The sequence below is a fragment of the Actinomadura napierensis genome, from assembly GCF_039529375.1.
In the GTDB taxonomy this organism is placed as follows: Bacteria; Actinomycetota; Actinomycetes; order Streptosporangiales; family Streptosporangiaceae; genus Spirillospora; species Spirillospora napierensis.
This window is the reverse complement of the sequence record NZ_BAAAMR010000414.1, coordinates 1-533: the sequence shown is the minus strand read 5'-3', so window position 1 is coordinate 533 and position 533 is coordinate 1. Positions and strand designations below refer to the sequence as shown.

The 533-nt window shown below is 34.9% G+C and carries 1 protein-coding gene; it reads left to right on the top strand.

Annotated elements, in window-relative coordinates; all coding sequences use genetic code 11:
- On the top strand, nucleotides 1–533 hold a 533-nt coding region (locus ABD296_RS50215), incomplete at both ends, for an endolytic transglycosylase MltG (RefSeq protein ID WP_344285814.1).

Here is a 533-nt window from a genome sequence, read left to right as displayed (position 1 = left end):
GTTAGTGCTGATTGGCTGTTTTATCGTTTTAATTTCTATTTTTGCTATTTTATGGTCAAGTTTATTTAAAGCTTATCCTATTGAAGGGAAAAAGCAGATGCTATCGATCACATCAGGTGAGACCTATTCTGGTTTTATTGATCGCTTAGCCAAAGAAAATAAAATCCATTTCCCAATTGTACTTAAGCTTTATCAAAAGTTTATGATTCATGACAGTATGAAAGCTGGTGTATATGAGATAGAGCAGGGAATGAGCGTAAGACAAGTATTAGAGATGTTATCTGATGCTGATAATGCCCAGATGAACCGTGTTCTAGTGATTGAAGGAACAACTTTTAAGCAGCTGATTACAGCACTAAAAAACGATAAAAATGTAAAAAATACGATATTGGATTTACCAGATGACCAGCTTATGAAGGCTTTAGGTATTCCTTATCATCATCCTGAAGGTCTGTTTGCACCCAACACTTATTTCTTTGGTAAAGGTGAGACCGATAAGAAAATCCTGACTGATTTATACCATCGTCAAATGA